General features: G+C 56.9%; 19 protein-coding genes, 1 tRNA gene and 1 pseudogene. 20 read left to right on the top strand and 1 reads right to left on the bottom strand.

Annotation, left to right across the window (positions count from 1 at the left end; translation table 11 throughout):
• The first annotated feature begins 47 nt into the window (after positions 1-47).
• The 5 genes and pseudogenes from rimP to SynBIOSE41_RS13765 form a co-directional block, all read left to right on the top strand.
• Positions 48-515, top strand: coding sequence for a ribosome maturation factor RimP (rimP, locus tag SynBIOSE41_RS13785; RefSeq protein WP_186541234.1), 468 nt, complete (start codon positions 48-50; stop codon positions 513-515).
• A 54-nt stretch (positions 516-569) separates the two neighbouring features.
• The gene (gene nusA / locus SynBIOSE41_RS13780; RefSeq protein ID WP_186538344.1) at positions 570-2,033 is read left to right on the top strand and encodes a transcription termination factor NusA; all 1,464 of its coding nucleotides are present in this window, start codon (positions 570-572) and stop codon (positions 2,031-2,033) included.
• On the top strand, positions 2,030-2,311 hold the full coding sequence (locus tag SynBIOSE41_RS13775; RefSeq protein WP_186538343.1) for a YlxR family protein: 282 nt from the start codon (positions 2,030-2,032) through the stop codon (positions 2,309-2,311). Before nusA ends, SynBIOSE41_RS13775 begins: the two co-directional genes overlap by 4 nt.
• A 61-nt stretch (positions 2,312-2,372) precedes the next feature.
• A complete protein-coding gene (infB, locus tag SynBIOSE41_RS13770) occupies positions 2,373-5,759 on the top strand; it encodes a translation initiation factor IF-2 (RefSeq protein ID WP_186538341.1) in 3,387 nt (1,128 codons plus the stop codon).
• A pseudogene (locus tag SynBIOSE41_RS13765) lies at positions 5,759-6,322 on the top strand (low-complexity tail membrane protein); the annotation flags it as partial. The gene infB and the pseudogene SynBIOSE41_RS13765, both read left to right, overlap by 1 nt.
• Positions 6,323-6,826: 504 nt before the next feature.
• Here the strand turns inward: SynBIOSE41_RS13765 and SynBIOSE41_RS13760 are convergent.
• Positions 6,827-7,048: a DUF3493 domain-containing protein gene (locus tag SynBIOSE41_RS13760; RefSeq protein WP_074162624.1), complete on the bottom strand. Its 222-nt coding sequence runs from the start codon at positions 7,046-7,048 to the stop codon at positions 6,827-6,829.
• Positions 7,049-7,130: 82 nt separating this feature from the next.
• Here SynBIOSE41_RS13760 and SynBIOSE41_RS13755 point away from each other — a divergent pair.
• The 15 genes from SynBIOSE41_RS13755 (at position 7,131) to SynBIOSE41_RS13680 (ending at position 20,232) form a co-directional block, all read left to right on the top strand.
• Positions 7,131-7,203 (top strand) — tRNA-Thr (locus tag SynBIOSE41_RS13755).
• Positions 7,204-7,348: 145 nt separating this feature from the next.
• Positions 7,349-8,527: a hypothetical protein gene (locus SynBIOSE41_RS13750; RefSeq protein ID WP_186538339.1), complete on the top strand. Its 1,179-nt coding sequence runs from the start codon at positions 7,349-7,351 to the stop codon at positions 8,525-8,527.
• Positions 8,528-8,578: 51 nt separating this feature from the next.
• Positions 8,579-9,004 (top strand): hypothetical protein, encoded by a 426-nt coding sequence (locus SynBIOSE41_RS13745; RefSeq protein ID WP_186538337.1) that lies wholly within the window; start codon positions 8,579-8,581, stop codon positions 9,002-9,004.
• Between the two features lie 43 nt (positions 9,005-9,047).
• Complete coding sequence (locus SynBIOSE41_RS13740) at positions 9,048-9,260, top strand: hypothetical protein (protein WP_186538335.1); 213 nt, start codon at positions 9,048-9,050, stop codon at positions 9,258-9,260.
• Between the two features lie 8 nt (positions 9,261-9,268).
• Positions 9,269-9,487, top strand: a complete 219-nt coding sequence (locus SynBIOSE41_RS13735) for a hypothetical protein (protein ID WP_186538333.1) — start codon at positions 9,269-9,271, stop codon at positions 9,485-9,487.
• Positions 9,488-9,497: 10 nt separating this feature from the next.
• Complete coding sequence (locus tag SynBIOSE41_RS13730) at positions 9,498-9,641, top strand: hypothetical protein (protein ID WP_186538331.1); 144 nt, start codon at positions 9,498-9,500, stop codon at positions 9,639-9,641.
• The gene (locus tag SynBIOSE41_RS13725; protein WP_186538330.1) at positions 9,641-12,145 is read left to right on the top strand and encodes an ATP-binding protein; all 2,505 of its coding nucleotides are present in this window, start codon (positions 9,641-9,643) and stop codon (positions 12,143-12,145) included. Before SynBIOSE41_RS13730 ends, SynBIOSE41_RS13725 begins: the two co-directional genes overlap by 1 nt.
• Before the next feature lie 179 nt (positions 12,146-12,324).
• Positions 12,325-12,507 (top strand): hypothetical protein, encoded by a 183-nt coding sequence (locus tag SynBIOSE41_RS13720; RefSeq protein ID WP_186538328.1) that lies wholly within the window; start codon positions 12,325-12,327, stop codon positions 12,505-12,507.
• 53 nt (positions 12,508-12,560) lie between these two features.
• Entirely contained in the window at positions 12,561-12,791 is a 231-nt protein-coding gene (locus SynBIOSE41_RS13715; protein ID WP_186538326.1) for a hypothetical protein, read from the top strand.
• Positions 12,791-15,292, top strand: a complete 2,502-nt coding sequence (locus tag SynBIOSE41_RS13710) for a DUF3987 domain-containing protein (RefSeq protein ID WP_186538325.1) — start codon at positions 12,791-12,793, stop codon at positions 15,290-15,292. The genes SynBIOSE41_RS13715 and SynBIOSE41_RS13710 overlap by 1 nt, the downstream gene beginning before the upstream one ends.
• A 244-nt stretch (positions 15,293-15,536) precedes the next feature.
• Complete coding sequence (locus SynBIOSE41_RS13705) at positions 15,537-16,202, top strand: hypothetical protein (RefSeq protein ID WP_186538324.1); 666 nt, start codon at positions 15,537-15,539, stop codon at positions 16,200-16,202.
• Positions 16,202-17,674, top strand: a complete 1,473-nt coding sequence (locus SynBIOSE41_RS13700) for a hypothetical protein (protein WP_186538323.1) — start codon at positions 16,202-16,204, stop codon at positions 17,672-17,674. Before SynBIOSE41_RS13705 ends, SynBIOSE41_RS13700 begins: the two co-directional genes overlap by 1 nt.
• On the top strand, positions 17,629-18,090 hold the full coding sequence (locus SynBIOSE41_RS13695) for a hypothetical protein (RefSeq protein WP_186538321.1): 462 nt from the start codon (positions 17,629-17,631) through the stop codon (positions 18,088-18,090). Before SynBIOSE41_RS13700 ends, SynBIOSE41_RS13695 begins: the two co-directional genes overlap by 46 nt.
• Positions 18,091-18,608: 518 nt before the next feature.
• Positions 18,609-19,781 carry a carbamoyl-phosphate synthase gene (locus SynBIOSE41_RS13685; RefSeq protein WP_255475778.1) on the top strand — a complete coding sequence of 391 codons (1,173 nt, stop codon included), beginning with the start codon at positions 18,609-18,611 and terminating at the stop codon, positions 19,779-19,781.
• A gap of 178 nt (positions 19,782-19,959) precedes the next feature.
• A complete protein-coding gene (locus SynBIOSE41_RS13680; protein ID WP_186538317.1) occupies positions 19,960-20,232 on the top strand; it encodes a Nif11-like leader peptide family natural product precursor in 273 nt (90 codons plus the stop codon).
• Positions 20,233-20,328: the final 96 nt, after the last annotated feature.

The following is a 20,328-nucleotide window of genomic DNA, read 5'->3' as shown; positions in this document are numbered from 1 at the left end:
ACGCATCCACCATCGGGCCTGAGCCCGAGACCACCCTTCCCGCGCCCTTGCCCCATCCACTTCTTCCGGATCTCACTTCTTTGGCCAAGATCACGGCCGAAAGCCATGGATTTGCACTGGTCAGTGCCCAGGTGCTGACGCATCTGCAACCGATGACCCTGCAGGTGCAGATCCGACGCGGCAATGGAGATGACGTTTCCCTGGATGACTGCGCCGGTTTCAGTGCACCGATGGGAGAGGCCATCGAAGCCTCTGCTCTGCTCACGGAGGCCTATGTTCTGGAGATCAGCAGCCCCGGGATTGGGGACAGGCTTCAGTCGGACAGGGATTTTCAAACCTTCCGGAGCTATCCCGTTGATGTTGTCCACAAAGACGACGAAGGCCGGGAGCAGCGTTTGTCGGGAACCCTGCTGGAACGCACCGAAGACCACGTCCAGATCAATATCCGCGGCCGGGTCAAACGGATCCCGAGGGATTCGGTGATCAGCGTTGAGCTCACAAGCCCCACAGGCTGAACAGATCACAACCGACCCCTTTTTTCCGCTCCATCACTCCTCCTCATCACCGCTATGGCACTCGTTCTCCTTCCCGGCCTCAGCAACCTGATCGATGACATCAGTGAGGAGAAAAAGCTTCCTCCTCAGGTGGTTGAAGCCGCTTTGAGAGAGGCACTACTCAAGGGCTATGAGCGCTACCGCCGCACCCTGTATCTGGGAATTGGAGAAGACCCCTTCGACGAGGAATACTTCAGCAATTTCGACGTTGCTTTGGATCTGGAGGAAGAGGGCTACAGAGTTCTCGCCAGCAAGATCATCGTGGAGGAGGTGGAGAGCGAAGACCACCAGATCGCGCTGGCTGAGGTGATGCAGGTGGCAGAAGACGCCCAGGCCGGCGACACGGTGGTCCTGGATGTCACGCCGGAGAAGGAGGATTTCGGCCGCATGGCTGCGGCCACAACCAAACAGGTGCTGGCCCAGAAGCTGCGTGACCAGCAACGACGGATGATTCAGGAGGAGTTCGCCGACCTTGAAGATCCAGTTCTCACGGCCCGCGTGATCCGTTTCGAGCGCCAGTCTGTGATCATGGCTGTGAGTTCAGGACTGGGTCGTCCTGAAGTGGAAGCGGAGCTCCCACGACGCGATCAGCTGCCCAACGACAACTATCGCGCCAATGCCACCTTCAAAGTCTTTCTCAAAGAGGTCAGCGAGGTTCCAAGGCGAGGTCCTCAGCTTTTCGTGAGCCGAGCCAATGCGGGTCTTGTGGTCTACCTCTTTGAAAACGAGGTGCCGGAAATCCAGGAAGGCTCCGTCCGCATCGTTGCCGTGGCAAGAGAAGCCAATCCCCCTTCACGATCCGTCGGTCCCCGCACCAAGGTTGCGGTGGACAGCATCGAGCGCGAGGTGGACCCTGTCGGAGCCTGCATCGGCGCCCGCGGCTCCAGGATTCAGCAGGTGGTGAATGAACTCCGCGGGGAGAAAATCGATGTCATCCGCTGGTCGCAGGATCCCGGCCAGTACATCGCCAACTCGCTCAGCCCTGCACGGGTTGATGTGGTTCGGCTCGTCGACCCTGTCGGACAACATGCCCATGTGCTGGTCCCACCCGATCAATTGAGCCTGGCGATTGGCCGAGAAGGACAGAACGTGCGGCTAGCCGCACGCCTGACCGGCTGGAAGATCGACATCAAGAATTCGAGCGAATATGACCAGGCAGCAGAAGATGCCGTTGTCTCGGAACTGATCGCTCAACGCGAGCAGGAAGAGGCACTGCAACGTGAAGCCGAAGAACGACTCGCTGCTGAGCAGGCCGCTAGAGCGGAAGAAGATGCGCGCCTGCGTGAGCTCTACCCCCTGCCCGAGGACGAGGAGGAGTACGGCGAAGGAGCGGAAGAAGCGATGGCAGACGCCGAGGTCTACGAGGAGTCAGCTGAATCAGAGCCCGCTGAACTGGAGCAATCGGAAGCTGCCACAGATCAGGGACAAGCTGAGACTGAAGAGGTTGTCAGTGATCCCAACGAGGAAGGAGCCCGGTGAACATCTCACGCCCTGTCCTGCGTCGGTGTGTCGCCTGCCGAGAGCTGTTTGATCGCAGCATCCTCTGGCGGGTCATCCGCGACCATCGGGACGGGGTTCTCCTTGATCAGGGCATGGGGCGATCGGCCTATCTCTGTCGCAAGGAGAGCTGTCTTGAGGAAGCACAGCGCCGAAAACGACTGCATAAAGCCCTGCGATGCCAGGTGCCCGACAGCGCGCTTGAGGAGCTGAGACAGCGACTGAAACCAAACAAGGAATCAGCCGCTGAGGCAAGATGAACACTGGCCCCACCTTGTGTGGTGCCCCGAGCACCCGTGCCCGGACCGACCGGAGACCTGAATGACCAGCAGCGGCAAAGTCAGAATCTATGAGCTGTCCAAGGACCTTGGCCTGGACAACAAAGACGTGCTGGATGCCGCTGAGAAGCTGTCCATTGCGGCCAAAAGCCACAGCAGCTCAATCAGCGAAGTCGAGGCAGGCAAGATCCGCACGATGTTGAACAGCGGTGGTGCGACCCGCCCGACTGCAGCTCCCTCGAAACCCGCACCAGGGAAGTCAATCCTTTCGGTGAAAAAGGCGGCCGGCGTTGATGCCTCTGCGCCGGTCAAGCCAGCACAGCCGAAACCGGCTCCTGCTCCAGCCGCACCCATCCGCGCTGCCGCAACGCCTCAGCGACCGCCGGCTCGGCCAGCCGCTCCCGCAAAACCTGCGGCACCGCATGCTGCTGCACCCCAGAAAACCGCTGCACCGAAACCCGTGGCACCGCCACAGACGCTGGTTCGCAAGGAGCCTCCCAAAAAGCAGCCTGCTCAGAAACCGGTTGAACGCCAATCCCAGGTACCCCGGCAGCCGACACCTCGACCAGCCGCTGCCCCAGGGCCGAATCGCACCGCCAGCAGACCTGCCTCGCCGCCGGCAAGACCCAGTGCGCCCTCATCCACAACAGCAGCCAAACCCCGCAATACGGCACCGATCCGTCGGGCACCAAGCGAAGGGGGTGCGCGCCCGACCCCACCACCACCTGGACGCCCCCAGCCCAAATCACCGGTGAACCGAACGGTGCCACCACCGCAGAGACCTGCCAAGCCGGAACTGGTGGGTCGTCCCCAGCCGAAGCGGCCTGGAACCGGTGCTCCCCAAAGACCAGGGGCTCCCCGACCTGGTGCTCCTGGCGGTCAGCGCGCTGGGTCGCCACAACGTCCAGCTGGTGCACAACGACCAGGTGCACCCTCTCGCCCGGGTTCACCATCTGGCCGCCAGGGGGCCGGACGCCCCGGCAGCACCCTTGAATTGGTAGGCAAGCCGATCCGTCGCGACAGCAGCAGCAACCGCGGCGAGGGAGGGCGGCCTGGAGCCGGGACTCGCAGTGGAGCTGGCTCTAATCGACCTGCAATGCCTCCCGGCATGCGCAAGCCGGTTGCTCCCGGTGAGCTCATGCAACTGCAGAAGCCCACAGGTCGACCGGCGGTGCCACCGCCGCGCCGTCCAGACGGCACCCCTGTCTCGCCCCGCGCTGATGGCCCCAAGGCCACACCGCCGGTCAATCGGCCTACACCCTCTCCCGCAACCGCACCTCGTCGTCCAGGCTTCCGTCCTGGAGCAGGTCCTGGCGGACAACGACGTCCCGGACGACCCGACTGGGATGACAGCGCAAAGCTCGAAGCTCTGCGCAATCGCTCTCCCCAGAAGCAACGCCAGAAGGTTCACATCATCGGCGAAAACGATGATTCGCTGGCCGCACAGACCGGTGGTTTCGCCGGTGAACAGGAAAACATGGTGTTGTCGGCGAGCCTGGCTCGTCCCGCCAAACCCAAATCCCAGCAAAGGACCACACCCAAACCTGTGGCGGCCATGCGCAAGCGGCGCAAGGAAACCGCCCGCCAGCGTCAGCGGCGCAGGGCCATGGAGCTTCGTGCAGCTCGTGAAGCCAAGCAGGTGCGGCCGGAGATGATTGTTGTGCCGGAGGACAATCTCACGGTGCAGGAGCTCGCCGACATGCTCAGCGTGGAGAGCTCGGAAATCATCAAATCCCTCTTCTTCAAGGGGATCATCGCCACGGTCACCCAGACCCTGGACATGCCCACGATCGAAACGGTGGCCGAAGAGTTCGGTGTGCCGGTCCTTCAGGACGACGTGGAGGAGGCTGCCAAGAAGACCGTTGAAATGATCGAAGAGGCGGACCGTGAGCATCTGATCCGACGTCCACCCGTAGTGACCGTGATGGGTCACGTCGATCACGGCAAAACAAGTCTTCTCGATGCAATCCGCAAAGCTCGGGTTGCCGCCGGAGAAGCCGGTGGAATCACCCAACACATCGGTGCATACCAGGTCGAGATCGAACACAACAACGCAGCGCGTAAACTCACATTCCTCGATACGCCTGGCCACGAAGCCTTCACGGCCATGCGTGCGAGGGGTACCAAGGTCACTGACGTGGCGGTTCTGGTGGTGGCAGCTGACGACGGTGTGCGCCCGCAGACCCTGGAAGCCATCAGCCACGCCCGCGCTGCAGAAGTGCCGATCGTGGTTGCCATCAACAAGATCGACAAGGAAGGAGCCTCGCCTGATCGCGTTAAGCAGGAGCTGTCTGAACAGAACCTGCTTGCAGAGGAGTGGGGCGGCGATGTGGTGATGGTGCCTGTGAGCGCCATCAAGGGAGAAAACATCGACAAGCTGCTGGAAATGCTGCTGCTGGTCACCGAAGTGGAAGACCTGCAGGCCAACCCGGATCGCATGGCCCGCGGCACCGTGATCGAAGCGCACCTGGACAAGGCCAAAGGCCCAGTGGCCACCTTGCTTGTCCAGAACGGCACCCTGCGAACCGGCGATGTCGTGGCAGCTGGGCCTGTCCTTGGAAAAGTGCGGGCGATGGTCGACGATGCAGGAATGCGCCTGAAGGAAGCCGGCCCGTCCTTCGCAGTCGAAGCTCTCGGATTCAGCGAGGTACCCACCGCCGGCGACGAGTTCGAGGTCTACGCAGACGAGAAGTCCGCACGGGCCGTTGTCGGTGATCGAGCATCAGACGCCCGTGCAACCCGCCTGGCTCAGCAGATGGCCTCTCGCCGCGTCTCGCTCACCGCGATGTCAGGTCAGGCCAATGAGGGAGAGCTCAAGGAACTCAACCTCATCCTCAAGGCCGACGTCCAGGGTTCTGTCGAAGCCATCCTCGGTTCTCTGGAGCAGCTGCCCAAGGACGAAGTCCAGGTGAGGGTTCTGTTGTCAGCACCTGGCGAGGTCACCGAAACCGACGTGGACCTCGCGGCTGCTTCCGGAGCCGTGATCATCGGCTTCAACACCTCGATGGCCTCAGGTGCCAGAAAGGCGGCTGATGCCAACAGTGTGGATGTGCGTGATTACGACGTGATCTACAAGCTGCTGGAAGACATCCAGTTGGCGATGGAAGGTCTGCTCGAACCTGAGCTGGTCGAGGAAGCCCTGGGTGAAGCTGAGGTCCGCGCCGTGTTCACCATCGGCAAGAGTGCTGTTGCCGGTTGCTATGTCACCACCGGCAAGATTCAGCGCAACTGCAAGGTTCGGGTCCACCGCGGCAAGGAGATTGTCTATGCAGGTGATCTCGACTCACTGCGTCGCAATAAAGACGATGTGAAGGAAGTGGCCACCGGTTTCGAGTGTGGTGTAGGCACCGATCGCTTTGCCAATTGGCAAGAAGGTGATCGCATCGAAGCCTTCAAAATGGTCACGCAGCGCCGCAAGCTCACCACCTGATGATCAGCCGCCGAGAGCCACTGCTCTGGCTTCAGTTGATGGCATTTGCCGTCATTCCACTGGAGCTCGAGCTGATCAGGCTCCTGCTGGCCGGACCTGCATTCGGCCCTGCCCCGGCTCTCGAACGCCTGCTGATCTGGGGCCTTGCGGTCGTCGCGCCAGGTGTGCTGCTCTGGCGAAGGGCTCCCGACTGGGCCTCACTGCTCCTCGTGCGCATCCCGGCAGCAAAGCGCACTGTTGATCAGCGTCGCATCAGTGCCATTCAGCAGCCACTTGGTCTGAAAGCAGCTCTGATCATCGGCATTGCACTGCTCCTGCCGATGTTCTGGTGGATCGACCATTCAGCTCTCTTGGTGGTTGAGTTCTCCCCCACGATCGACAGCAGCCGACTTACGGCTTTGTTGATCGCGGCACCATTGCTGGCTCTGATTCTTTGGCAATGGCAACAGCTTGTTCAGGCCATCTGGCTGTTGACCCGCAGCGATCAGACTTTTGCAGACCTCACGCCAATCAACCCGGCCGACCTGCAGAGCAACCACCTTTCTCTTGGCCTGGGGCTTCTGCAACTGCCGCCTCTGGAATGGGAGGAAACCGATGTGATTCGCCAAAAACCTGAGACGGAAGTTTCTGAAAACAGTGAAGGCCAGGTCCACCAATCCGCTGCTGATCAAGCGCCTGATCCACAACCAGAACCTGCTGAGACCCATGGTGATGAGGACGTCCAGGAAGACGAGCCTGTAGCGATCAACAAGGCAGTCGAGGTCATCTCGGTAGACGAGGAGCACGCCAACGACACAGTGGCATCGTCTGACTTCGAAGCGATCCATGCTGAGCAACAACCGCTCGAAGAGCCTTGCAATGACGACCAGAAGCTGCAGAGCAGTGCCAACAACTCTGTTGCCGGCGGCGAGGCTGAGATTGATCAGCCATCAGTTCAGCCATCTGCTCTCGATTCAGCACCCAGCTCGCAAACGCAACCCGCACCAACAGCTGATGATGAGGACTTGCCAGAAAAGACCTCGGAGATAACCGAAGTCAGCTCGGCTAAAGGCCAATCAGAAGCAGAGTCAGCCGTCGCCGCGGTCACGATCGAACCAGAGCAACCCGCCGAAGAGCACCACAGCCCCGACCTGGATGGCCAGGTCAGTGCCGACAACACTGTTACCGGCACTGATGCTGAAACTCATCACGAAAAGGCCGAGACCACCGGAAGCGAACAGGGCGATCCAGAGCAACCTGCGCAGCCCCCTCCACGGAGTACGTGATTCGCGCAGCAGCCTTTCCCGCATCGCCGGATCCAGTCCCTGATCTCCCTCGGGTTCAGCGCTCAAAAGCTGTCTGCGTGAACCTAAATGTTAATTTCCTAGGGGCGCCGATGTAGCTCAGCCGGTAGAGCAACGCTTTCGTAAAGCGTGGGTCGCCTGTTCAAGTCAGGTCATCGGCTTAAGGCTCAAACCCAGTTGCAGCAGGAGTTCTCCGCTGTCGCTGGGTTTTTTATTTGCCTTGAATTTTGACGAGTTTCGGGGTTTGCTCTCACCCTGCTCTCACTATGTGCTTATATTTGACCCACGCCTAATTGCTCTCACCCCATGGCTGACACGGCCAAATGGATCACCAGACTTCGCAACAGCTGCCCAAAGGGCTGGTCTGTCCGCAACATGCGGGGAAAGGTCTTCCTGAGCGTTCGTTCCGGCAAGGGAGGCACCACCGCCACGACCGTGACGCTGCCAACCGCCTGGGCTGCCGACACCGTGCCCGAGACAGTGCAGCTGATCACTGAACTGCACAAGTTGGTGGGCGAAGGTTTCGACCTGCGGGATGCAGTCGCCAAGTCCACTCAGCCAGCCGCGGCCACACGGCCAACAGTGACGAGCGAATGGCCAGTGCTGGTGGAAAAATTCCAGGCTGACCGCGAAGTGCTGGCACCCGTCACCGAGACCAGCTGGAAGCGCAACTACAAGCCATTCCTGGAGCGCATTGTTCTGCTGATGGGCACGTCATCGCCACCGGCCAATGCACGGGCGCTGGCCATCCGTCTGATTGAACCCTGGGCCGAAATGCCAACCAACAGGGGCAAGGCAATCAAGTGCCTGCGGTTGTTCCTTGAGTTCGGCGTGGAGGAATGCGGCCTTCCACCAGAAAGCTGGACCCTCACCGACCGTGCCGTGAAGCAACTGCGTGGCGCGAAGGCTGAACGCCGCACCGTGGCCACCATCACTGACGCTGAAATCCTGCAACTGTTGGATTCGCTGGCCGACACCGACGCTGCCAACCGTTGGCGCAATGCAATCCAGCTGATGGCGCTTTATGGGTTGCGGCCAGAAGAGCTGAACCACCTTGTGGTGAAGCAGCACCCAACGACAAAGCAACCGGCGCTGTTCTGCACCTACCAGAAGGTCTGCAACCGGGTGAAAACCAAGCAGCGGTGGCTGATGCCCTTGCCGCTCACAGATGCCTTTGGCGAACAGGTGGACTGGAACCTTGCTGGTGCGATGGCCATCGGCCAGTTGCCGCTGCCACCCCTGGCTGACAAATACGCAGTACGGACATTCCTTGAGCGCCAGAAGTATTGGCTGGAACTGAAAGAGCAATACACGGCATGCGGCGAATGGGTCAGGCCGTACAGCTTCAGGAATGCGTTTTCACTGCGTGCGCATCACTTAGGCCACCGCAATGACGTGATCTGTTTGGCGATGGGGCACAGCCTCAGCACTCACGAAAGCAATTACGAGTGGGCGCGAGACACATCAGTTTTGGAGCACGTCTGAGGGGTTAATGCCTCAGCACCCCTCTCACCGAAACTTCGCAGGTGGGGGCTTGTGACTGCCGGAAGTCTCGGCATACTGCCGGTACGACGTTGGGGCTTCGAGCCCCCCTCCCTGCTCGCAGGGGGCCTGTGCCCACCGGTTTGGCAGCCGATGGTGAATCGGGTCGGGTTGCCGTTATCGCTGTTTCCTCGCGATTCCTTCCCCATCCGTATGACTCGCCGCTCCTCAAAGAAGCCTCTTGGCTCTCGTCGCTTTCACCTTGATCTCCCACCAGAGCTTCAAGGCAAAGAGCGTGAGATCCGTGAGTTTCTGAGTACCGCTGGCAAACCGCCAGTGGTTCCTGAAGGGTGCGTGGTCATCACAACCATGCCTCGCTGCGTTGCTCAAGAGCATTGGCGCAGGGAACTGGAAGCCATACGACGGGCAAGGAAGTTCTGGGCTGACCAGAAACAAATTCGCGAGCCAAAACAGCGATAACGCAACCGCCACTTGTTCCTTTGTCCCTGAACTTGTGGCATCAATGTCTGAAAACCAATGGCTCCTGACCGGGCCAATGGCGGATGAACTCGGAATTTCTGTCCGAACCATTCACCACTACCGGGCGTCTGAACAGTCCCCATGGACTCAAGGACGCCACTACAAACGACGCACCCCGGCTGACAGGTCCCCATGGATCTGGGACCGCGAACTGACCATCAAGGCTTGGGAAGTTGCCAAGGGGGGTGCCGCTTGAAAACGACCATGACCGAACGCCAGGCCGTCATCACAGAGGCCATGCGCGAACTGTTGATGCTGTCCAGGCAGCTGCACCCAGACACCCCTGATTGGGATCGCCGCGAACCACTGATTCAGGCGTTTTCAATGCTGACCGCTGCTGGCAAACCAGGCGAATCCGACCGCATGGATTCCATGTGGGGACTGTTGACCGTCTTTCAACAGGAGGGCCTGAACGATGGCTGAACTGCACTGCTTGAAAAAACGGCTGGTCTCCATCGACGGGGAACTGGCCAAACATCGCGGGCCTGCTTCCGAACGACAAAGCGACCTGCTGCGAATGCGGCGGGAAACGCTGTTGGAGATGCGGGATGCGGAACGCGCTTTCTGGGGGGACTAATGACGCGCACCACCTTTACGGTGTCGCGTGCTGCTGAATTTTTCTCTGAAAAAGAACTCGAAATGCAGATGGGGGCTGGCCATAACCGCTGGCTGCCCATGCTGCTGAAAGAGTTAGTGGACAACGCTTTGGATGCCTGCGAAGGCTCCGGCGTTGGCCCAACCATTGAGATCAGCACCACAGACGACACGATCACTGTCAGCGATAACGGCCCTGGAATTCCCGCCAGCACCGTTAAAAAATCGCTGGATTATCTGAGCCGAACCAGCAGCAACAACCTTTGGATCAGTCCAACCAGAGGGCAGCTGGGCAACGCGCTGAAATGCCTCTATGCCGCTGGCTACGTGGCCAATGGCAAAGGATTAGTGGTCATCACAGCAAACGGAATCCGCCACACAATCACGGTGGGTTTCGACGAAATCCAACAGGAACCAACTCTCTGCCATGACACCGAAACGGTGAAGCCAAGCAACGGCACATCAGTGCAGTTCTGTTGGCCCAGTGATGAAAACGAGGCTTATGCAATTGATTGCGCAGCTCGAATTGGCTTGTTCAATCCACACGCCTTGATCATGGTCAATGCTGTGCCATTTGCTGAACCACAAACCGAGCGCGACCTTGGCTTTAGCAAGTGGAAGCCAGACGCCCGAATCCCCGTTAGCTGGTTCTATCGCCACCAATTCAAGTCGCTGCTTTGCGCCCATATCAATGCCAGCCCTGAGATGTTCACCAGGGATTTCATCAAGCTGTTTGCGGGCATGTCATCAACCTGGACACAGGCTGCAGTTCTGGATGACCTGAGGTTGCAACGAACCACGATCGCAGACGCATTCACCCGTGATGGCGAAGTGCATGAAGTCCTTGTGGAGACACTCCACGACGCGATTGCTTCTTACAGCGGCGAAGCGCCAAAAGCCAAACGGTTAGGAATTATCGGCAAGGGTGTGCTCGAACGTCTTACGCAGTTGCGTGATGTTCGACCTGATTCCGGCACTTACGCCAAGGTCGCTGTTGAAGACCATTGCCGACCATTCGTTGCAGAGGCATGGTTCGTCGCTGAGACCGAATCTGACGGCGGCAGCACTTTGATTTTTGGCATCAACAACAGCACTGTTTTTGTCTCGCCCAGTGACCTGATCAGGGAAGTTCTGGCCGACAACCTGATTGACCATGAAGACCCTGTGACTGTGGTGCTTCATCTGGTTTGCCCAGGTTTCCACTACGTGGATCGCGGAAAGTCTCGAATCGCTTTCAGCGAAGAACAGCAGGAAGCGATCACCACAGTGCTCACCAAGGTGTGCAAAAAGTGGAGGTCGGTCAAAGCAAGGCTGCGACGGGATCAACGTTCCAGTCAGAGGGAACTTGAACGCCTTTCAAGAAAGTCCACCATCAGCGCCAAGGAAGCGGCCTGGGCTGTGATGGAGCAGGCATATCTAAAGGCCAGCGGCGATGGTGCATATCCCGCCAATGCCAGACAGGTGATGTATGCGGCCCGTGCCCAAATTCAAGAAATGACGGGCAAACCACTGTCGGACCAATACTTCACCCAGACGTTGCTGCCAGATTTTCAAATCGAAAATCCTGAACTGACTGCTGGGTGGGACGTGGTCTACGACGACCGGGGCCACTTGGTCGAACCCCACACCGCCAGAAACATTCCACTTGGCACCGTCAATGTGCGCGAGTACGTGAACGGATGGACTGAACCACAGATCGGCGAAGTTGAGCCTTCAGTGCCGTTATCCATCAGCACCAGCGGCCCTGCCGGTTGCTACAGCGCGGCCATCTTCATTGAAAAAGAAGGCTTCACAGCTTTGTTTGAAAAGGCCCGCACCCGCAATTTGTTTGATGTGGCGATCTTTTCCACAAAGGGCATGAGCACAACCGCCAGTCGACAGCTGGTGGACAAACTCAGTTCACAAGGGGTGCCGATCTTCCTGCTGCACGATTTCGACGCTGCAGGGATGACCATTGCGAGGACCATTCGCAGTGATGGTCGGCGCTACAAATTCAGCTGTGAGCCTGAAGTCATTGATTTAGGGCTGCGACTTGAACAGGCCAAGCGCATGGATCTGGAATCAGAGGAATTCCAGTGGCCTACCCGCCAGAAACAGGACCCAACAGACAACTTGAAAAACTGCGGTGCGTCTTCTGATGAACTGGCGTTTTTGGTCGAAGGCAAAGACGGTGGGCGATGGTCAGGCAGAAGGGTTGAGCTAAATGCCATGACTGCTCCACAATTTGTGGAGTTTGTGCATGGTGAGCTGGAGGCCCAAGGCATTAGCAAGGTGTTACCTGACGAGGAAACACTGTCAGCTGCTTTTCAGCACGTCTGCTTGCGCAATGCAATGGAAGTAAAAGTCGACGAACTGTTTCAGCAGGCTGAATCAAAAGATCAGATTTTTACATCGCCCGATGATCTGTCTGAGATGGTGCTTGAACGAATAAAAGGGACAAGCTTGAACTGGCAGGACGCAGTCATCGAGATTGCAGAAAGCAGCTAGCAAAGAGCCACTGATCAAACAGCCTCCAGCTGGGGGCTTTTTTATGCGTGGAAATGCTTAAGTTTCAAATGAATTTTCCTGCAAAGTAATGCAAGCGAATGCAGAGGCTTGCAAGGTATTCAGAACCTGCAATTTGCATCAATTAGTGTTCGCTTGTTCAACCACTTAAGCAACCTTCGATGCTCATCGCTCCCAAACCTTGCGGTTCAGGCGAACGCAAAAGTGCTGGCATGTCCATTGTCATGGACCACGATCTAAGGCGTTTCCTTGAGGACTATCGCCGTAATCAGGGCCTGCGTTCTATCGCTGACGCCGCACGCGAACTGATTTACCTGGGTTCCTTGGCCGTCGCTGACGCCTGAACAAAAAAACGGCCCGAAGCACCACCCGCGGACCGAAAGCCTTTGAACGTGACATGCGAACTGTAATTGAATTACCGCAGGGCAATGAAGCCCTGCAACGGGAATACCTTTCAGCACTGGCTGATTCCCTTTGCACTGAGTTTGCAGAAGATTTCTGCATCCAAAGGCACCGCAACTTGGCGGCACAGGCCATTGACCTGCTGATCACCAACTATCCCGATTGCCCGCGCTGGGCATCCATTGCTGTGGATCAACTGACCGTGATTCTGGAGAACTGCGACTGATGGAATCACCACAAATCGACATTCAGGCCGCACGGCACTTCCTGACCCTTATCGGCAAAAACGGTGATGCACGGTTTCGCGCATTCCCCCACAAGAAAACGCCACCAGAACGCAAGAAACAACTTGGCGCACGCAAGTTTGGCCGCAGCGAAGCAAACGACGCCGTAAAGCAAGCGCAGAGCGATGGCCTTGGCATCTACGTCGTGATCAACACCGGCGGTGACACCAAAAGCTCAATCACCGAATGCGTGGCCTACTTCGCTGAGTTCGACGGCATGACCGAAGAACAGCAGCACTCAATCCTGTTTGAACAGGGCTTGATGCCAGAGCCATCTGCCGTGGTGCGCACTGGCGGTGATTCCCTGCATGCCTATTGGCTGCTGTCTGAACCCATTGCTGACACCGAGCAATGGCAAGACGACATGAAGCGTTTGGCCGCTTATCTGGGCAGCGACCCTTCGATCAATGACCCGTCACGGGTGATGCGCCTGCCTGGCTGTTGGTACATGGACGGCGAAGGCAAGCCCGTGGCCCAGGTCACGCTGATCCACGAATCAAAGGCCCGCTACAGCCGCGAAGAAATCATCAGCCGACTGCCAGAACCGGCACCAACACCAACACCAACACCAACCGCAGCCAAGGCCGTTTCAAGCAATCGCAGCAGCCAGAGGGCATTGGACCGTCTGTGTCGTATCCCGCCCAGAAAACCGGGCAGCAACAACCGCGATAAATATCTGCCCTTGCTGTGGTCACTGGCCCACATCATTGGCCCTGAACAGGCTGGCCAGCAGATGACCATCCACAGCCCTGAATGGGCGAAGGATGAAGACCTGACCGCCAAGGCCAAGGAAGCAAAAGGCGAAATCACTGACGGCACCTTTTTCCAGCTTGCCCGTGATGTTTGGGGCGTCGAAGCACACAGCAGCGAATGGATCAAAGAACAGCTGTTTGAGTGCCTGCGAGACGGGCTTGATCCCGGCCAAATGGCCGTCGAAGTGCAGAACATCGCTGCACAGGCAGACGTTCACGTTGCTGCCGTCGAAAAAATCCTCAATGGCCTTTGTGCTGCCGATGAAGACACCGAAGCCGCAGCGGAGGTGTTTGAAGTCATCACGTTGGTGGATGCAGCCGCAAAGCAGGTTGAAACCATCCAGCTGGAACAGTTCCTGCCATCAACCATCACCGGGGCACTGCAGACCGTGCAGCAGGGCATCCATTACAAGGACCTGACGCTGCTGATGGCACAGCTGGCGATGACCAGCAGTTGCTTGAAACTTGGCACCCGAATCAATGGCAACCCATTCACCGATTGGGAAGTGCCGATGAACCTGTTTGGCATCGATGTAGGGCCATCCGGTGCGCAGAAATCACCGCTGGTCAAAGCGATCTTCACCAAGCCATCAGAGGAAATCCGGCATCAGCTGAGTCGCGTAAACGCTGAACGCTTCGAGTCATGGGAACTGGAATGCAAGGAACGCAAAGGGCCAAACAAACCGCCGCGGCCTGTGGCCTTGCTCCACACGACGAATGACTACACAGCCGAGGCATTGGCCGATCAACTGGCAGCCCATGAAGGCAACGGCATGTCATTGCTGGTGCTGCGTGATGAAGTCGCGGCCCTGTTCGATTCCTTCGGCAAGTACAAGCAAGGCGGAAAGGGTTCAGGCGGTGATGAACAGCAACTCCTGGAAATCTTCGATGGCGACGGTTTCAACTCCATTCGCTGCAGCAAAGGCCGCACCTATGACCACTGCCACGTTTCGCTGTATGGCGGCATTCAGGACGATGTTCTGCGGCGTCTGATTGCATCCGGTGATGCAAACGGCAAATGGGCGCGGTGCATCTTTCTGCCGCTACCGGAAATGACTTACCGGCTGCCGAAGTTCACAGCTGAAAAACGACAGCAGCGCCTGGAGGCAGAACGCACCCTGAAGTCCATTGCCACGTCGCTATGGCAGCAAGCGCCGCGCACCTATGAACTCGACGACGACGGGATCGAGCTGCTGTCTGATTACGCCTTCCAGTGCCAACAACTTCGCAATCAATCAGACCTGAATGCGGTCAAGGCCCTGAAAAACAAGTCACCGGGCAAGGCACTGCGCATCGCTGGTTTGCTGCACATCCTTCATTGCCAGCAGAACGGTCAATACCTGGCCCAGGTGCCAATGCAAAGGCTGCAGGAAGCAATCCTGCTGATCGAAACACTTGATGACTGGACTGCGGCATTCCATGCCACCGCACGACTTGAGAAAGGCGCAGCAAATGCAATCCACAATCGCGAAAAACTGCTGCGCCGTATTCATGCAATCGCACTCAAGACGAAAGGCCCCGTGACGTGGAAAGTCATCCGGGATGCCATGAAGGGCAGCGAGAAAAAAGGCATCACCGCAGCTATGGCGAAGGTGATGCTTCAACAGCTGCATGACATGGGGATCGGTCAACTTTCACAGGGGAAACGCGGTGGTGTCGCTTACCGGGCTTTGACCAAATTTCCTGACTAAGGGGACGGTCTGTGTCCCCCGTCAGGTCCCCACAAACCTTCCGGTGACACAAAGGGTTTTCAGGGATAAAGGAAGGGGGAACTTACTTTTATCTATTTCTACAAAATGACTCTTTTTTTATATATACAAGGGGGGTGGGTCCCACATTCACCCTTATCCGCAAAACACCAGACAGACACTTGGAAGCAAGGAGGGAATTAAGGGGGATTAAGGGAGAACTTTCTGAACTCGCTAATCTGTTGCCATGCGCCAAACGGTCGTGGAACAAGGTCGCCCTAGAGGCAATAAAACCACCGCAAACAGTTCTCGGATTGAACGAGACATTCGCGCTTATGAACTCAATTTGCAGGGGTGTTCTGTTCGTGGGGTCTGTGAAGAACTGGGCATCAAATCCACGCAGACTGCTCACAACGCAATCCAACGCGGCAAGCAACACGTCATCGACAAAGGCATCGACATTGACGAACGCCGCATAGAAATTGATCAGCTGTTCGCCAACACGCTGGGAATGCTTGCGGGTGAAGTTGCACGGCAAGTCGATGAGGGTCGAATCGTCACCATCGAACGCAGCGATGGCTCACGAGAGGTTCGCCGCACCAAGGGCATCGATCCCCGCACCGCGGAGGCATTGGCCAGGTCTGCTGACCGATGGGCTCAATTCCTGGGCATCACCGATCGCGCCAATGAGGTTCAACAGCAGGCAACTGTCATCCAGCTTTCTGCCCCTGCTGATGGCGCTTCCTTCACTGACCGCTGGAGTGCGTCAGAAACGGTCGATGTGGCCGTAAGTGAGAGCAAAAGTGAGAGCACATGCACGCTGATGCCTGCAGAAGCAAGTCCAAAACTGCAAGCACCTACGCCTAGAGGAGGCGTTACAGCCCCTGAACGCGTCCAACCGGAACTGTTCTGATGACCACAACCGCACCCGCGCCACAGGCACCTGAAATCAAGGAACCCACCCTCACGCAACAGCTGATGCTGGATGCGCCATTTGGTGATGACCTGTGCATCATCTCGGCCCGAGGAACAGGAAAAAGCTGGGGAATCGCCATGGTGCTGGCCAGGGATGCAGCCCACTTCAAAGGCAAGTTCTCAGCACTGGTCACACGTCAGACCTTCCAGGGACTCACCGAGCTCCAGGGCCTGCTTTGGCGTTATCTCACCGTGGCCTTCCCAGGGACCACCTACAGCTCAGCTGACATGACTTTCCGGTTGGGGGGCAAGTCGATGCCCTACGGAAAGCTCGAGCTTGCTTACACCGGTGCAGGCCCAGCTGAGCAAGTGAAGGCACTGGCCAGGCTGCAGGGTCGATCGTTCATCTGCGCGATGCACGACGAGGTGGGCAACCACTTCGACAGCAGCTTCATCGACATGGCAGCAGCCACGTTGAGGGGCCCTGCTGGAGTGCCGACGAGGACCATCCTGTTGGGCAACCCTGGAGGCCCTGCCCACCCATGGCTGCAGGCGAGATATGGAATCCCTGCGGGTTATCCGGAGCCAGGCAAGGCAAGTCGCTTCTGGAGCGAAGACCTGGGCAAACACACGATCTTTGCGAGCTTCACGGCCAGCTCAAATCAGCATCTGGATATTGATCAGTACATCCGGAACATCAAGGTTGCAGCAGCTGATGACCCTGCACTTTTGGATGCGTGGCTGCATGGGCGGCTGGATGTCGACATTGCAGGAGCGTTTTTCGGCAGCAGTTTTGGTGTGCGGCGCAGCCTGCGTGATGTGCGGCCTGGAGGCATCCCACAGCAGGAGTTGAAGCGTGCGTTCGTCTGCATGGACTGGGGCTGCAGCGCACCAACGGTGGCTTATCTGTGCCTGCCTGACCCAGAGGGTGCACCGAGGGGGAGCATCTGGCTGCTGGATGAGTTTTATGTGGCGAGCTCTACGGCTGGCGGGCAAAGGGACTGGACCCGCGGCACTTATCTGAGCAATGCCGAGCAAGCGGTGGGAATTATTGAATGGCTGGCCAGGTGGGGCTTAAGGCCAGGCACCACAAAGGTGGTTGCCGACGATGCGGTGTTTAACGCGACTGGCAGCGATCGGGGCAGCACTGCAGGTGACTTCAAAGCTGCTGGGTGTCCGTTGGTGCGTGCGGGAAAGATGAATGCACGGGAGGCCAATGGCTTGGCGTTGGTCAGAACGATGCTGCAGGCGGCTGGTCGTGATGCTGAAACGCCATGGCTGATGTGGACGCAGGCATGCCAGGGGTTGATGGCGACATGGCCAACGCTGCCGAGGCATCCGCGGGATGTGGAGCGCATTGCTGATGGTTGTGCGAATCACAGCCTTGATGCGGTCCGTTATGGCGTGCAGTGGTGGCGGGCTAAGTGGAAGACGGGCAGCGCGAAAAGTCGAATGGGGCAAGTGTGGTGATGAATATCCAGAACGGTGATGTTGTGAGGTTGGCCGGAAGTGTGACGTTGGCTGAGTTTGGGCTGGCGTTATGTGATGACGACGGCGAGATGTTGGAGATTGATGGGGAGGTGATGAGAGTGTTACCGCAGTGGGTGGATGTGAGGATTAAAAGGATGCTGAAAACGGTGAGTTTTGCTGCACCAATGGAAGGTGCAATTCGGCGGATGGTACGGCGTGAGGAAGTGCTCGAGGTATTGGATGGTGAAGCGCGGTTATGGCCTAATGCAGCAGCGTTAAAGGGTGTGAGTGATGAAAGGGAAGGCAAGGTGAGCAAGGCTGCAGCACCGGTGTTTTGGACTGTTGGTGTGGATGAAATCCCTATGAGCTACCCAAACGGGGGAGGCAGGCGGGTGGGATACCACCCGAATGGGTGATGTGGATCCGATTGATTCCGGAGATGGTGAAGAGGTCCAGGAGGGAGGACCTCCACATGGAATTGAAACTGGGGAATTTGCTCCTGATGAACCAATCCGAAAAGGTCCTGAAACCGAACTTTGAGGGCGGATGTCCCCTCTTCCAAGCGGCATTCATGGGGCATAGACCGAAAAGATACCCCTCGGACTAGAAAAAATGAAAAGCTTTTCTGACTACATCGAAAACGTGTCTGCGATCGAAGCCATAGAATTGTATGAAACACAAAATCATATTTTAAGGGAAGAATTCAGTGATATGAATTCTTATCAACGCAAAGAACTTTCCATGATCACAGCACGCAGAAAGCGAAAGTTAATTCTCGACGTTCACTGGCTAAATTTCTGTTGGCAACTGAAAGATGCTAAGCAAACACCTTCTGGCACTTGGAAATCATGCCCACCTGAGAAGTGACAGTAATTAGGGCCTACGGGCGCAACCAAGCAAAGCCCGGCATCATGCGCGGACTAACGCCTGATCCATGCTTCGCCGCCTTTCCATTGGATTACTGGCTTCTGCTGTTGCCATCGCCCCGCTGCCTTTAAAGGCACAGGACGGCAGTGCAGAGGATCTGGGTGATGTGATGAGCATCAGCCTTAAGGATGTGGTCAAGCCGACCTTTGGCTTCCAGGGCGCACTGCAAGGTGCTGGAACACCAAACCAAGCAGGTATTGGTGGGTTCTTGCCACTGTCTGTTGGAGACAACAGCGCGTGGTTCGTTGATGCCCTGGTCAATGCCAACTTCGCTGATCGTGAGGGCTACAGCAGCATCATCAACACTGATGTTGCTGGCACCACCGTCAGCACCTCCACGCGTGTTGGTTATCGCTGGTTAAACAGTGACCGCAGCTGGATGTATGGACTGAATGCTGGTTATGACAGCCGCCCGATGAATACGGGTGGAACCGATACAGGCATCAATGTCATTGGTACTGAGAAGAGTGCGTTCTTTCAACAGGTGGCAGTCAATGCAGAAGCGGTCTCCAATAACTGGAACTTCAATGCCTACGCCCTGGTTCCTATTGGGGAAGTTGAGCAAAGACTCAACTGGTTTTTCTCCGGTGGTGCTCTGGATACTTATGGATTGGATGTTGGCTACTTCATCATTCCTGAGCTGAATGCCTCTGTTGGTTACTACTACCAAAATGGTGATTCAGGTAAGGCTGATGCTTCTGGTGTGCTCGGACGCTTGGCTTATGAGATCAGCAGTGGTTTAACAGCAGGGGTAAACATCTCCTATGACGAAGCTTTCGATACCAGAGTTTCAGCTGACATTGAAGTTCGCTTTGGTGGTTCATCTACAGAAGACCAGCGCAAGCAAGTTCAAGAGCTACCTGTGATTAATGCCCTGATAACAACTCCAAGCAATCGCACTATCAGGGTTTACGATCACGCCCTTTTTAGTGATTGTGTAGAAGGCACAGGCGCAAACTCAGGCACTGTTTGCACTCCTGAAGGCGGCTCTGGGGACATCAGTGGATTACCCCCGCCCCCCCAGGGTCCACCTGACGATCAAGCTGCGGCTACCTGTGGTCCCCAAAATGACAACGACAACTGCAACTTTGGATCAGTTGAGGGCGATGCTGGTAGCGACGGGAGTTGCATATTTCCCACATTCAAGGGGCCAAATGGTACGTGCATAAAACCCCTTTAATTAAGTTCAAGTGATGTTGATGGTCAACCTGAGTATCTGGATTGACTAGCAACTTCGGCCAATACTCGTTCAGCGGCAGAAATCAACTCCGACTCGTTGGCACGATTGAGCGCAGTATGTATTAGCTAAAGACACTGCAGCAGACTGTTGCTATGACTGCTGAATAGACCTAATACCCATGTCAGAAGAGCAACTCAAGGCATTCCTCGCCAAAGTCAAAGCTGACACCAGCCTTCAGGAGAAGCTAAAAGCTGCTGCAGCTGCTGCTGCTGCTGATTCAGACGCAGTTCTTGCGATTGCGAAAGAGGCGGGATTTAGTATCTCTGCTGATAACCTGAAACAGGTTCAACAAAAGCTTTCTGAAGAAGAATTGGAAAATGTGGCTGGTGGTAAATGTACCGCAGGGAGTTTATATCAGACAGGTGTGGTAGATGATTATAAATGCGTATAGGTGAGGTAATGTATTCAACTCATATTAGCAATCTGAAGCCCCTGCATTGTCAGGGTTTTTTGTTTTTTTAATAGCCTGACTAATCTCATAAATCAG

It is taken from the genome of Synechococcus sp. BIOS-E4-1 (assembly GCF_014279995.1).
Taxonomy (GTDB): domain Bacteria; phylum Cyanobacteriota; class Cyanobacteriia; order PCC-6307; family Cyanobiaceae; genus Synechococcus_C.
This window is presented reverse-complemented; position numbering and strand designations above follow the sequence as displayed.

Bases quoted from the DNA above. Each gene is read 5' to 3' on its own strand.
- nusA (WP_186538344.1), top strand. From the start codon at position 570: ATGGCACTCGTTCTCCTTCCCGGCCTCAGCAACCTGATCGATGACATC.
- infB (WP_186538341.1), top strand. From the start codon at position 2,373: ATGACCAGCAGCGGCAAAGTCAGAATCTATGAGCTGTCCAAGGACCTT.
- SynBIOSE41_RS13760 (WP_074162624.1), bottom strand. From the start codon at position 7,048: ATGCGGGAAAGGCTGCTGCGCGAATCACGTACTCCGTGGAGGGGGCTG.
- SynBIOSE41_RS13750 (WP_186538339.1), top strand. From the start codon at position 7,349: ATGGCTGACACGGCCAAATGGATCACCAGACTTCGCAACAGCTGCCCA.
- SynBIOSE41_RS13740 (WP_186538335.1), top strand. From the start codon at position 9,048: ATGTCTGAAAACCAATGGCTCCTGACCGGGCCAATGGCGGATGAACTC.
- SynBIOSE41_RS13735 (WP_186538333.1), top strand. From the start codon at position 9,269: ATGACCGAACGCCAGGCCGTCATCACAGAGGCCATGCGCGAACTGTTG.
- SynBIOSE41_RS13725 (WP_186538330.1), top strand. From the start codon at position 9,641: ATGACGCGCACCACCTTTACGGTGTCGCGTGCTGCTGAATTTTTCTCT.
- SynBIOSE41_RS13720 (WP_186538328.1), top strand. From the start codon at position 12,325: ATGCTCATCGCTCCCAAACCTTGCGGTTCAGGCGAACGCAAAAGTGCT.
- SynBIOSE41_RS13715 (WP_186538326.1), top strand. From the start codon at position 12,561: ATGCGAACTGTAATTGAATTACCGCAGGGCAATGAAGCCCTGCAACGG.
- SynBIOSE41_RS13710 (WP_186538325.1), top strand. From the start codon at position 12,791: ATGGAATCACCACAAATCGACATTCAGGCCGCACGGCACTTCCTGACC.
- SynBIOSE41_RS13705 (WP_186538324.1), top strand. From the start codon at position 15,537: ATGCGCCAAACGGTCGTGGAACAAGGTCGCCCTAGAGGCAATAAAACC.
- SynBIOSE41_RS13700 (WP_186538323.1), top strand. From the start codon at position 16,202: ATGACCACAACCGCACCCGCGCCACAGGCACCTGAAATCAAGGAACCC.
- SynBIOSE41_RS13685 (WP_255475778.1), top strand. From the start codon at position 18,609: ATGCTTCGCCGCCTTTCCATTGGATTACTGGCTTCTGCTGTTGCCATC.
- SynBIOSE41_RS13680 (WP_186538317.1), top strand. From the start codon at position 19,960: ATGTCAGAAGAGCAACTCAAGGCATTCCTCGCCAAAGTCAAAGCTGAC.